Genomic DNA, 12546 nt, shown 5'->3' with positions numbered 1-12546 from the left:
TAATTCGGTATTGGAAGTTATTCCATTTTAAAATCTTCCATAAATTTAGTAGTATAATTACCTGCTACATAATCTGGATGATCCATTAATTGTCTATGAAACGGTATTGTAGTTTTAACACCTTCTATAACAAATTCATCTAAAGCTCTCTTCATTTTATTAATTGCCTCTTCTCTTGTTTGAGCTGTGGTAATTAATTTAGCAATCATAGAGTCGTAGTTAGAAGGTATCATATAACCTGCATATACATGAGTATCTATTCTTATTCCGTGTCCTCCTGGCGCATGAAATGTAGTTATTTTACCAGGTGCTGGTCTAAAATTGTTATGTGGGTCTTCTGCATTAATTCTACATTCTATAGAATGCATTTTTGGATAGTAGTTTACACCAGAAATAGGAACTCCTGCTGCAACTAAAATTTGTTCTCTAATTAAATCGTAATTAACAACTTCTTCTGTAATTGGGTGCTCTACCTGTATACGCGTATTCATTTCCATGAAATAGAAGTTTCTGTGCTTATCTACTAAAAACTCTACGGTACCTGCTCCTTCATACTTTATGAACTCGGCTGCTTTTACAGCTGCATTTCCCATGTCTTCTCTTAACTTATCTGTCATAAAAGGAGAAGGAGTTTCTTCAGTTAATTTTTGATGACGTCTTTGTACAGAACAATCTCTTTCGGATAAATGACAAGCTTTGCCAAAAGAATCTCCTACTATTTGAATTTCTATATGTCTTGGTTCTTCTATAAGTTTTTCCATGTACATATCATCATTTCCAAAAGCGGCTTTAGATTCTTGTCTTGCAGAATCCCAAGCGTCTTTTAAGTCTTCTGGTTTCCAAACTGCTCTCATTCCTTTACCTCCACCTCCTGCAGATGCTTTTAACATAACAGGATATCCTGTTTCTTTGGCAACTTTTTGACAGTCTTCAAAATCTGAAATTACACCTTCACTTCCAGGAACACATGGCACGCCAGCAGCTTTCATTGTTGCCTTAGCATTTGCCTTGTCTCCCATTCTATCAATCATATCGCCTGTAGCGCCAATAAATTTAATATGATGTTCTTCACACAATCTAGAAAATTTTGCATTTTCAGATAAAAAACCATATCCAGGATGTATGGCATCTGCATTGGTAATTTCTGCTGCGGCAATAATATTAGACATTTTTAAATAGGAATTTGCACTTGGTGCAGGTCCAATACATACTGCTTCATCTGCAAATCGAACATGTAAACTTTCTGCATCTGCAGTAGAGTAAACGGCCACCGTTTTAATACCCATTTCTCTACAAGTTCTTATAACACGTAAAGCTATCTCACCACGATTGGCAATTAATATTTTTTTAAACATAAATTCTTCAAATTTTCAAAATTCAAAAAACAGATTCCAAATAAAATTGGAATTTGAAATTTAAAAATTGTGATTTTACATTAAGATGGATCTACTAAAAATAAAGGCTGATCGAATTCTACCGGAGAAGAATCATCTACTAAAACTTTAACTATTTTTCCAGAAATTTCTGATTCAATTTCGTTGAAAAGCTTCATTGCCTCAATAACACACACAGTATCTCCTACAGCAACTTCGCTTCCAACCTCAACAAAACTTGGTTTATCTGGTGCTGGTTTTCTATAAAAAGTACCAATTATAGGAGACTTAATGGTTACATATTTAGAGTCTTCAGAAACCTCAGAAGTAGATGCAGCTGTTGCCTCTGCTACTGGTGCAGCCTGAACTGGTGCTGCTACTTGTTGCAAGCCTTGCATTGGTGCTGCTTGCACAATAGTAGTTTCAGTTTTTTCTGAACCTGTTTTAATAGTAAGTTTAATATCTTCCATTTCTAACTTTACCTCGCTAGCGCCAGATTTAGCTACAAATTTTATAAGATTTTGAATTTCTTTAATATCCATGTTTCTTATTATTTAGTTATTTATTTTTTTGTGTTGTATGCCCATTTTAAATATGCAGCTCCCCATGTAAAGCCACCGCCAAATGCAGCAAATATTAAATTATCTCCTTTTTTTAATTGATCTTCATAATCTGCCAAAAGTAAAGGCAATGTTGCAGATGTTGTATTTCCATATCTATGGATGTTCATCATTACTTTTTCTTCAGATACTCCCACTCTTTTAGCCGTTGCTTCAATAATTCTCTTATTTGCTTGATGTGCAACTAACCATTGAATGTCTTTTTCTGTAAGGCTATTTCTTGTTAGCATCTTCTCTGCTACATCAGCCATGTTAGAAACAGCATATTTAAACACTGTTTTTCCTTCTTGATATACAAAGTGCTTCTTTGCAGTAACAGTATCTATAGTAGTAGGCATTTGAGAACCTCCTGCTTCTATCCTTAAAAAATCTCTTCCTACACCATCGCTTCTTAAGTACTCATCTTGCAACCCGAAACCATCTAAATTTGGCTCAAATAAAGCAGCTCCTGCTCCATCACCAAAAATAATACAGGTTGCCCTATCTTGATAATCAATTATAGAAGACATTTTATCTGCACCTACTAGAAGTACTTTTTTATACCTCCCAGACTCTATATAAGTAGCTGCTGTAGACATTCCGTATAAAAAACTGGAACATGCTGCTTGTAAATCGAAACCAAAAGCATTAATGGCTCCAATTTCTGAGGCTACATATGCAGCTGTAGAAGCAACTGGTAAATCTGGTGTAGCTGTACCTACTATAACCAAATCTATTTCTTTAGGATCTAAATTTGATTTTTTAATTAAATCTTCACAAGCTTTTATAGCCATATATGAAGTTCCTAAACCTTCACCTTTTAAAATTCTTCTTTCTTTAATTCCTGTTCTAGAGGTAATCCACTCATCATTTGTGTCTACGTAGGTTTCTAACTCTTTATTGGTAAGAACATATTCAGGAACATATTTCCCTACTGCTGAAATTGCTGCAGTTATTTTTGTCATAATTATATTTTATTGTTCCTATTATAAGGAATTTCAAAAGTAATGAATTTTATTTCACTTTTTAAAGTAAAAATCATCAAAACCATAGTAATTTATCTTAAAAACGCAAAAAAACCCTCAAAAATGAGGGTTTTTTTTCTAAAAAATACTTTTTTTAAGCTTCTGCAGATGCACTTTCTAATACTACTTGACCTCTGTAGTATAATTTTCCTTCATGCCAGTGAGCTCTGTGATATAAGTGTGCCTCACCAGTTGTTGGATCTGTAGCAATCTGTTGTGCAGATGCTTTGTAATGTGTTCTCCTTTTATCTCTTCTTGTTTTGGATATTTTTCTCTTAGGATGTGCCATTTTATGTCTTTTTGTCTGTTATTAAATTCTTTAATTTATCCCACCTTGGGTCTGTTGCTTCTTTTTGAACAGTTGTTTCTTTTACTATTGTAAGTTCTTGTAATTTATTTAACGCTTCAGATTGTAAAGTGCCGTCTAAAACTTTTGGATGCACTCTTTTAAAAGGCACCGCTAGCACAATCATTTCATAAATAAACTGCGCTACACTAAACTGATAAGCTTCGTGAGGTAATATTAAAATCTCTTCGTTTTCATCATTGTATTCTGGCCCAAATTTAACCAATAATGGCAATTCTGATTTAATTTCTAAATCAAAATCTTCATTAGAAACATCACAAGGTACATTAACAGTACCAGAGGCCTTAAACACAAGTTCAAACAAAGTGCTTTTTTTAACGAATTCTAAGGCAACGTGTACATTAGAATTGTTAAACTCACTGTAATTATAAATCTCAAAGAACGTATTATCAATATTATATTCGAATAAATGCTTACCTTCTTTTAATCCTACAAACGGTATGTTGAATTCTTTCAAGTCTTTCATTATCAAACATCAATTGAGCGTGCAAAGATATAAAATTTTGTATTGATTAACTCTTTTTCTTTAAAAAAATAATTTATTTTATTTCTAAAGGGTTTTTTGAAAGTTCTTTATAACTTTTTCTTGTATTAAAAATAGTAATTGCAGTAAATAAAGCCTCTTTAAAAGAGGTAGCATTTGCTAGGTTTTTGCCTGCTATATCAAAACCTGTACCATGATCTGGTGATGTTCTAATTTCACTTAAACCTGCTGTAAAATTTACTCCATTACCAAAAGATAACGCTTTAAATGGTGCCAAACCTTGGTCGTGATACGTTGCCAATACAGCATCGAATTGCAGGTATGTTTCAGAACCAAAAAAGCCGTCGGCTGCATAAGGACCAAAAACTAATATACCTGTATCTCTAATTTCTGCAATGGTTGGTGCAATTATTTCTTGATCTTCTGAACCAATAAGTCCGTTATCTCCACAATGAGGATTTAAACCTAAAACTGCAATTTTAGGTTTCGAAATTGCAAAATCATTTTTTAAAGTAGCATGCAAAGTGGCTACTTTTTCTTTTATTAAAGAAGGTGTAATAGCATTTGAAACTTCTGATACAGGAATGTGACCTGTTAAAAGACCTATCTTTAAAGAATCGGTCATAAGAATCATTAAGCTTTTTCCTTCTAAATTTGCTTCTAAATACTCTGTATGTCCCGGAAAATTAAATTCTTCGGACTGTATAGTTTCTTTATTTATAGGCGCTGTGACTAAAACATCTATTTTGTGTTCTTTTAAATGAGAAACTGCTTCTGATAATGATTTTGCAGCATATTCTCCTGAAACTTTAGTGGCTTTACCTAGTTCTATATTCACCTCTTCTTTCCAACAGTTTAAAACATTAATTTTAGTAGGGTGAATTTGACTTACTTCTGTAATTCCATGAACAGATACTTCTAAACCCAATGCCTTTTTATGATAAGAAATAACTTTGGTAGCTCCAAAAAGTACAGGAGTACAAAAATCTAACATTCTTTTGTCTTCAAAAGTCTTTAAAATAACTTCAATACCAATTCCGTTTAAATCTCCTAATGATATTCCAACAATTATTTTATCAGATTTTCCAACCATATCTTTTGTTTAATTACTATTTTTGATTTCCCTACAAAAGTAACCAAAATTTATAGAAATGTTTACAGGAATTATAGAAACGCAAGGAATTATAACAAATTTAGTTAAAGAAAATGAAAACCTTCATATTACGGTAAAATCTGATTTTACCAATGAACTTAAAATTGATCAAAGTGTTGCTCATAACGGAGTTTGTTTAACTGTTGTTGCTATTAATAATGATGAATATACTGTAACCGCAATTAAAGAAACACTTCAAAAAACAACTTTAAAAAGTTTTAAGCTAGGAGATAGTATCAACTTAGAACGAGGAATGAAATTGGGCGATCGTTTGGATGGGCATATTGTTCAGGGACATGTAGATGAAACGGGAGTATGTGAACGTATAGAAGACCAAAACGGAAGTACTTTATTTACCTTTTCATATATTTCTAAGAATAAAAACATCACAATAGAAAAAGGGTCTATAACAGTAAATGGGGTAAGTTTAACAGTGGTAAACTCTAAAAAAAGTTCTTTCAGTGTAGCTATAATTCCTTACACGCTTGAAAACACTTCATTTTGTAAAATGGAGGTTGGTGATTTTGTTAACTTAGAATTTGATGTAATTGGGAAATATGTAACTAGACTTAACTCTTTAAAATAGATTATTTCTTTAAACTTTTTGTACCGTAAAACAAACCAGCTACAAACAAAAAAGCAACACCAAAATCGATAGGTAATCCTGGAGGTCCTGGAGGCCCTGATGGAGGAGGATTCGGAATTTGAACATGCAATTCATTAAATAATATGAAGCACAGACTTAGCGCAAAAGTTAAAAGTAATTTTTTTCTCATCTTATATCCCCCGATTATAGTTTTGAAATACTCTATTAAAATTAAAGTGCAAATATAAACTTTTTTCTTACACTTTTTAAGTAAAGAAACGAAAATGAATAAATTACACTAAAGATTTGTTGGTAAACGTTATTTTACAATAATTTTTTTGTTAATTATTGTTTTTGAATTAATTACAAATTTAACAAAATAAATTCCCGAAGATGCGTTTATCAATTTAAAAGAGTTGTTGGCTTTTAATATTCTTACTTTTTTTCCATTAATATCAAAAACTTGAATATCTAATTTATCATTTTCTATACCCTCAAAATTAATTAAATTATTTTTTAAGACTGGGTTCGGAAAAATTACTAGCTTATTACCTACCAAATAGTTATCGTTAGTAGAAGCTGTTTTACAATTATTTATTGGATCTTCAGCCTCTTGAGCACGCAACCAATCTATTTCAAAAGTAATATTATTAGAATTTGTTGGATCCAATCTAAAACCTGTAATTATTTTATTTTTCCATTCTAATATTTTAGAAACATCTAACTTTAACTCTTGCCATTCCCCGTTTCCTGTATAGTTTGTAAAAATTGATCGTGCTGCTCCAAAACTAGAATTTTGTGCTGTAGACCAAAACAATTGAACTCTTGTACTACTAATATTTGCTTTATATCTTAAAGTAATTTCTTTAATGTCATCTGAATTAATAGAAACAAAGTCACTGACAATAATTTTCGGATCTCTACTTAAACTTCTTCCCTGATATGTACCGTTTTCATTTTTTTCATCCGCAACAAAATCTATTTTATAATTGTCAAAAAAACGGTCATTACTATCAAATTCAATAGCAAAATCAGAAGCTGAGTTCCCATTTCTACATGTTTGAGCCTCTAAAGAATCTAAAACACCATCTCCATCTGTATCTTGATCTACAAATGAAGACGATAAACTATATTTATCTGGCACATCTATACCTAAAAGGATATTATTTATTGAGACCTGTGTAACTGAACTTGTATTGATGTTACCTATGGCTTCTTCATGAAAACGTAGAATTATTTTTTTTACATTTGTAAATTGATTAAACTGACTATCTTGACCTATTCTTATATTTTGGGAATCACTATCCGAATATGTTCCTAAACTAAACTGCTTACCATTTTCACTTTCAACTATTACATTCACATCAGGTCCAGAATAATTTAATGTAAGTGTATTAAAAAATTCCCAAACTTGTCTGCTTGTAAGAGTTATAATATAATCTGTGTAACCTGATATTCCATTTCCATTGTTTTCTATAGTAAAATTAACACGCCTATCTACATATTTAAATTCAGGAACATTAAGTCCATCAGTACTAGAAGCACTATCTCGAGAATCATTATTCGTTTCTATGGTTCTTAAATTTTCTGAACGCACACCATAATCTATTAAAGTTACTTTATCTAAAACATTCCCCCAGCTGTTACTATCAAAACAATTACCAGCATTACAAATAAAAATACTATTGCTTTCATACTTAAAATCTGAACCGAACTGTCTTTGAAAAAAAGTGTTTTGAGTTTTATTGGTTATATGCTTAAAATAAATAGTGTTATCTTTAATAAGATAAGCATTTTCTTTACTTTGCTTTAGTTCTGCCATATTAAAAACTCGTTTAGCATTTCCTCCGTATGCTATTGAAGGTATGTTTGGATATGCTATAATAACGTTTTCTGTAATTGTTTTCGCTCCATTCACCTGACCCACCATATATGTTGGAAGTTTATGATATTGCATGTAGTATGTGTAATTTAAATCATTAGTAATAACTGGAGCATCAAAGTATAACTGTTGAGTTTGCTCACTATATACTGCATGAGAGGTTTTATCTGGATATTCTGTAATAAAATAACGGGGGGTAAATGCACCATTATTTTTTTCTGTAAAGTCTGTATCTTTGTAATAATTGTAAGTCTTACCTTTTGTTAACCAAGCACCCCAATTTACTTTTTCTATTGCATCTGTCATTTGTGTATTAGCACCTTTTTCGTATAAATGGTTCTCTCTTGGGTTTGAAACTATGATTGGCCTAACATTTGTACCTGCTTCGCCAGTTAAACTCCCATCCTCATCAATTAAACCACTTAGATACATATAGCTAAAATAAGAATTATGATCAAAATCAAATTTTGCATCATCTGTTACATCTGATCCGTATGTAATACCTCTTGCAAAATGATTTGTAGACTTCCTAGAAGCCCCGTTAATTTGAAAACAATAAGATTTTGCACCTTCTTGATTGAATCCATCAAAATGTGTGTTTACAATTCCGGAAGGACCGTCATAAATACTATGTCCTCGAAAACCATTATGAAAATCATCTAAAGATTTCTCAGGGTAAGGAAGTGTTCTTCCCGCCTCAATTTCACTATCTGATTCAGGGTTACCAATATTTGCAGACTTACCGACTATTAGAGAGTTATAAAGAGTTTGATTGTAAGAAAAGAAATCTGCTCTTCCATTGTCACCGAAATCACAATCATAAAAATTCATGGTATTCGCACGAATCCATACATTTCTATCGACGGATTTATAACCATCAAATCTATTTATTACAGGAATAAAGTTTGATCCATCAGCATTTCTTGGCCTGTAATGACCATTAACAATCTCGTCAGTATCTCTGTCTACTCCTCCATCTACACCCCAACTAAATAAGTTAGAATGTGCTTTATTATCATCAAAAATACCCATTGGCTGAATACCCGGTTCATAGGAAGAATCTGGCCCGTCTAAAACCTTTTTTAGTATTAAATGCCAAAAACCTGATCCATCAGAACCTGCAGATACGTTTCCTATAAAATCATTATCTGGATTTGTAATCCAAAAAGTTGCAGGAAAAGCCTCAGGATGTGCTCCTCTACCAGCTCCTTTTCCAATATCGTGTGGCGTAGTCTCCTCACCTTCTTTTGGTCTTTTACACAAAACACCTAAATTATTTTTAAACAGATTTCCTGTCTCACTTCCATTTTCTAAAAAATATCCATGTCCTAAGAAATCATATCCAACATTTCCTTCAACTAAAGTATTATTTGTTCCGTGAACTGTGATAATTCTATTGTAAGATCTATGAATTCCTGCATTTTTAATATACTGACCACTTCCTTGGTCTCCTAATAAATGCCAATGCCATGGGTACTTTCCAACTTTAGATTTTTGACCCATTCTGTATAATTCAATATTGGAGGCTTTGGAGACAGAGTTTGGCATAGACATTATATGTCCTCCAAAACCATTGATTTCACTATTTGAATCTCCTTGAATTTTTAAATTATGCGTTAACAATCCTACCTCTGCTCTTTCGTCAAGCACAATATCTCTAGTTCCATTATTGTAAACCTGCTCGACACCAAAATGCATATAGTTTAAAGGTGCATCTAATGTTAAATTCAATCCATTTACTGAAGTAATAGTCCTTTTTTCTGCTTGATGGGGATCAAAATCAGTTGATGCTATTACAATCTCATCACCTACTCGCCAATTAATTTCCTCTTTTAAAGTTATTGTTGAAACTCCTTTTAATGCCGTAGCATTGAGTTGTGTCCAAGTTTTTCTTTTATTACCATGTAACTCTAGTCTTCCTCCATCCATTACTCCTATAATTTTAGACCCCATGATTGGTGAACTAGGCATTAATAACTCACTTGAATTTGAACCAATTAAAGTAATTAATCCTTTTCCTTTGTAAGGGTTAGTTTCACTACCAACCTGAAATAAGCCTCCTGAATGAATCATTACACCCTTTGTAGTTAAAGTGAAGTCTGTCATCAATGTCTTTGGACTTAAAACACCATCTACTCTTACAGAATATGCTTCTATCGAGCCTGACATAGTCACACGTAAACCAGATGGAATATGCACAACATCATTTATTGAAGGTACTTTACCACTACTCCATATAGAAGAATTACTCCAGTCTCCACTTGAAAGAGCTTTTGCGTTAACTGTTATATTAGTTTCACAATAATATTTGAAGCCAATAAGGTTTGTCTTACTATTTACTTTAGTAAATGAAGATATCAAAAAAGTTATTGCTATAAAACTTATAAAAACTATATTTTTTTTCATATTCTACTAATTAAATAATCAAATAACTGAAAATAGTAAGCTAAATTTCATCAAAAATAATGAATTTATACATTAAAAGTGTCCTGTTCTAACACGTAAATAAAAAACTAATTTTGAACCATTTTATTTAGATGAGATATTAATTGATTAGTATATTTTTTCTGATATTTCAAGTATTTACTGGTATTGTATTTATTATTCCATTCTTTGTTATCCTGTCTTAAATCATAAAACTCTCCATTAATAATATCTTCAACAGTATAATTACCCGCATTTTCTTTTCTATTAAAAACTAATATAAGTTTATGTTTTTTTGTTCTCCACATAAAAGCAGCTTCACCAGACCTCTCATGAAGTGCTGAAAAAGATGCTTCATTTCTATTGTTTGAGAGTAAGTTTTCTCCTAACAGTAAATTGTCTTGTTTAATATTTACAAAACTTAATAACGTAGGCAGCAAGTCTATATTTTCTGCAGAAAGACTATCTATTGAGTTTCTCTTAACTTTAGCCGGTAAAGCAGTACCTGATAAAATCATTGGCACTCTAACACTTGCCTCGTATAAATTATACTTATTGAATTTATAGTAACGTTCACCTAACATCTCACCATGATCTGATGTATACACGATTAGTGTATTTTCTAGTAGACCTTTTTCTTTTAGAGCGTCTAGAGTTCTCCCCATCATATCATCAATCCAAGTAACATTAGCATAATAACGCATAGTCATTAATTGCCAATCTTCTTTAGAGGCGTTTTTCCAATAACTCTCATACATATCACGTCTGTTCACACCTTTAGAGTGTGGTGATTTATCTTTATTCCAATTAGGTTGCGTAGCATAGCTAATAGCATCTACATTATACAAATCTTCATAACCTTTTGGTACATTGTGCCCTGCATGAGGCTTCATGTATGATAAATACAAAAACAAAGGTCTTTCATCATTTCTTTTATTTATGTAATTCAATACTTGTTTTGTAATCCAGCCATCTCTGTGTTCTTCTTCTTCGAGTTTACTCGTAAAGCCTAAATAGCCTAAATTATTTTCTTCACCAGGTCCCATATTAGCGATTTCAGCATCGTATTTTTGTTTGGCTTCAGGATTCATTTCTGCCATACTAATGGCTCCATCTTCTTTTATTTCAGAAACGTAACGCGTCTCAAAACCTCTAGTGCTAGTTTTAAATTTCCCCCAATGTGTTTTTCCAAAACCTGCGGTTTCATAACCTGCATCTCTAAAATACTCTGCCATAGTTTTAACTGGCAAATCTTCGTCTTTTATACCATCGCTATTACGATACACACCCGTTTGATTTGGATACAAACCTAACATCATAGAGTTTCTACTTGGCACACACATTGGTGCTTGGCAAACTGCCTGACTATAGAACACGCCTTCTTTAGCCAAACGGTCTAATGTTGGCGTAATCACTTGTGGATTTAACATTCCTAAAGCGTCATATCGGTGTTGATCATCCATTAAGAAAATGATATTTGGTCGTTTTTCTAGCTTAGATTTTGTTTCTTTGCTCTCGTTTTTTTGTTGACAAGAACTGAGTATTAAAACAAATAAAATTATAAATAATTGTGATAATGATTTCATGTGAAACTATAAATTAATGTGAAATATTTCTTCTAAATTATGTGAACTATTTTTTTACTATTTTGGATTATATCTTAAATTTAGAAACCCAAAAAACAATGTCATTATTGTGCATTGCGTCTAATTCCATTTATACACTAATAGCTGCCTTAGTACTACGGACCATGTTAGGTTCTGGTTCTGCATCTTCTAGAATTCTATCTCTAAAATCTATAAGTGCTTGTTTTGGAAAGTGATCTAATTTTGCGTCTCGCCAACACTTTGTAGATAGACCATCCCTTAACATTTTCCAACCTGTTTCTTTTTCTCTTTTGGTTAGTTTATTTTTGGTTACAATAGGTGTAAGTGGTGTTTTTAAAAGGTGTTTTTCTAAGTTTTCGGTTAAAATGTTTGTGTTTCTCCACTGTTTTTCTGTGCCTTCCTTTTGATTTGGAGCAATAGAATGGACTTGTAATGAAATAAAACCTGAAGCCGTTTTATCGTCTATTAAAAAAGACGCAGGTACACCATTTATCCATGTTTTAATGCTATCATTTATGGTTTCAATTCTATAGTGATTCCAATCATTTTGTTTAAACGCATTCTGCACCTCTATATTTTTAGTTACAGGATGTAACCAACCTCTTTTACTTTGATCAAAAATTCCTGCACTCCAGGTTCGTTTTGAAGGATCAATTTCAAATTGATAACCGTGAACATTTCCGCCTTGATAATAAGGAAAACTATTACTTCTAATTTGAATACCGGAATTCATCTCTGGATGTACTTTAAATTCTGATTCTAATATAAGATTGTCGTAATTTACATCACTAGATAAATACGTGTTTATCGTGTGTATTACTGTGGTGCCAGTTATGACAACGTTTTTAATATCATATGTTGCATTTCCGCTAAGAGCTGTCCAGCCAGCCAAACTATTTCCGTCTAATAAATGTACCCAAAGAACTTCATCTTTTTTGGTTTGAGCACAACTCAACATAACAAACAAAAGAAATAACAGCATTGAAGCATTAACAATAGTGCTTAATTTAAATTTGAAGTATATTTTTGTTCTTTTCATCATTATG

The 12546-nt window shown here is 32.1% G+C and carries 11 protein-coding genes; 1 reads left to right on the top strand and 10 read right to left on the bottom strand.

What is annotated here, in order from left to right; all coding sequences use genetic code 11:
• Positions 1 to 17: 17 nt before the first annotated feature.
• The 6 genes from accC to pdxA form a co-directional block, all read right to left on the bottom strand.
• Positions 18 to 1355 (bottom strand): acetyl-CoA carboxylase biotin carboxylase subunit, encoded by a 1338-nt coding sequence (gene accC, locus WHD54_RS08445; RefSeq protein WP_088323845.1) that lies wholly within the window; start codon positions 1353 to 1355, stop codon positions 18 to 20.
• Positions 1356 to 1435: 80 nt separating this feature from the next.
• Positions 1436 to 1915 carry an acetyl-CoA carboxylase biotin carboxyl carrier protein gene (gene accB / locus WHD54_RS08440; protein WP_088323846.1) on the bottom strand — a complete coding sequence of 160 codons (480 nt, stop codon included), beginning with the start codon at positions 1913 to 1915 and terminating at the stop codon, positions 1436 to 1438.
• 20 nt (positions 1916 to 1935) lie between these two features.
• Positions 1936 to 2937: a beta-ketoacyl-ACP synthase III gene (locus WHD54_RS08435; protein ID WP_088323847.1), complete on the bottom strand. Its 1002-nt coding sequence runs from the start codon at positions 2935 to 2937 to the stop codon at positions 1936 to 1938.
• 154 nt (positions 2938 to 3091) lie between these two features.
• Positions 3092 to 3286, bottom strand: coding sequence for a 50S ribosomal protein L32 (gene rpmF, locus WHD54_RS08430; protein WP_015481590.1), 195 nt, complete (start codon positions 3284 to 3286; stop codon positions 3092 to 3094).
• A 1-nt stretch (position 3287) separates the two neighbouring features.
• Positions 3288 to 3830 carry a YceD family protein gene (locus WHD54_RS08425; RefSeq protein ID WP_088323848.1) on the bottom strand — a complete coding sequence of 181 codons (543 nt, stop codon included), beginning with the start codon at positions 3828 to 3830 and terminating at the stop codon, positions 3288 to 3290.
• Positions 3831 to 3903: 73 nt separating this feature from the next.
• Positions 3904 to 4941, bottom strand: coding sequence for a 4-hydroxythreonine-4-phosphate dehydrogenase PdxA (pdxA, locus tag WHD54_RS08420; protein ID WP_088323849.1), 1038 nt, complete (start codon positions 4939 to 4941; stop codon positions 3904 to 3906).
• A 58-nt stretch (positions 4942 to 4999) separates the two neighbouring features.
• On the opposite strand from pdxA, the gene WHD54_RS08415 reads away from it, so the two are divergent.
• Positions 5000 to 5587 (top strand): riboflavin synthase, encoded by a 588-nt coding sequence (locus WHD54_RS08415; protein ID WP_088323850.1) that lies wholly within the window; start codon positions 5000 to 5002, stop codon positions 5585 to 5587.
• A gap of 1 nt (position 5588) precedes the next feature.
• On the opposite strand, the gene WHD54_RS08410 is transcribed toward WHD54_RS08415, so the two are convergent.
• The 4 genes from WHD54_RS08410 to WHD54_RS08395 all read right to left on the bottom strand — a co-directional run bounded on the left by WHD54_RS08410 (position 5589) and on the right by WHD54_RS08395 (position 12542).
• On the bottom strand, positions 5589 to 5777 hold the full coding sequence (locus tag WHD54_RS08410; protein WP_143744254.1) for a hypothetical protein: 189 nt from the start codon (positions 5775 to 5777) through the stop codon (positions 5589 to 5591).
• Between the two features lie 129 nt (positions 5778 to 5906).
• Positions 5907 to 9875, bottom strand: a complete 3969-nt coding sequence (locus WHD54_RS08405) for a G8 domain-containing protein (RefSeq protein ID WP_088323851.1) — start codon at positions 9873 to 9875, stop codon at positions 5907 to 5909.
• A 107-nt stretch (positions 9876 to 9982) separates the two neighbouring features.
• Complete coding sequence (locus WHD54_RS08400) at positions 9983 to 11479, bottom strand: sulfatase family protein (protein WP_088323852.1); 1497 nt, start codon at positions 11477 to 11479, stop codon at positions 9983 to 9985.
• 130 nt (positions 11480 to 11609) lie between these two features.
• Positions 11610 to 12542, bottom strand: coding sequence for a 3-keto-disaccharide hydrolase (locus tag WHD54_RS08395; protein ID WP_233130990.1), 933 nt, complete (start codon positions 12540 to 12542; stop codon positions 11610 to 11612).
• Between the last annotated feature and the right edge of the window lie 4 nt (positions 12543 to 12546).

This window comes from Polaribacter tangerinus (genome assembly GCF_038024095.1).
GTDB lineage: Bacteria > Bacteroidota > Bacteroidia > Flavobacteriales > Flavobacteriaceae > Polaribacter > Polaribacter tangerinus.
This window is presented reverse-complemented; position numbering and strand designations above follow the sequence as displayed.

Coding starts and splice junctions, on each gene's coding strand:
- accC (WP_088323845.1), bottom strand. CDS start 1,355: ATGTTTAAAAAAATATTAATTGCCAATCGTGGTGAGATAGCTTTACGT.
- accB (WP_088323846.1), bottom strand. CDS start 1,915: ATGGATATTAAAGAAATTCAAAATCTTATAAAATTTGTAGCTAAATCT.
- WHD54_RS08435 (WP_088323847.1), bottom strand. CDS start 2,937: ATGACAAAAATAACTGCAGCAATTTCAGCAGTAGGGAAATATGTTCCT.
- rpmF (WP_015481590.1), bottom strand. CDS start 3,286: ATGGCACATCCTAAGAGAAAAATATCCAAAACAAGAAGAGATAAAAGG.
- WHD54_RS08425 (WP_088323848.1), bottom strand. CDS start 3,830: ATGAAAGACTTGAAAGAATTCAACATACCGTTTGTAGGATTAAAAGAA.
- pdxA (WP_088323849.1), bottom strand. CDS start 4,941: ATGGTTGGAAAATCTGATAAAATAATTGTTGGAATATCATTAGGAGAT.
- WHD54_RS08415 (WP_088323850.1), top strand. CDS start 5,000: ATGTTTACAGGAATTATAGAAACGCAAGGAATTATAACAAATTTAGTT.
- WHD54_RS08410 (WP_143744254.1), bottom strand. CDS start 5,777: ATGAGAAAAAAATTACTTTTAACTTTTGCGCTAAGTCTGTGCTTCATA.
- WHD54_RS08405 (WP_088323851.1), bottom strand. CDS start 9,875: ATGAAAAAAAATATAGTTTTTATAAGTTTTATAGCAATAACTTTTTTG.
- WHD54_RS08400 (WP_088323852.1), bottom strand. CDS start 11,479: ATGAAATCATTATCACAATTATTTATAATTTTATTTGTTTTAATACTC.
- WHD54_RS08395 (WP_233130990.1), bottom strand. CDS start 12,542: ATGATGAAAAGAACAAAAATATACTTCAAATTTAAATTAAGCACTATT.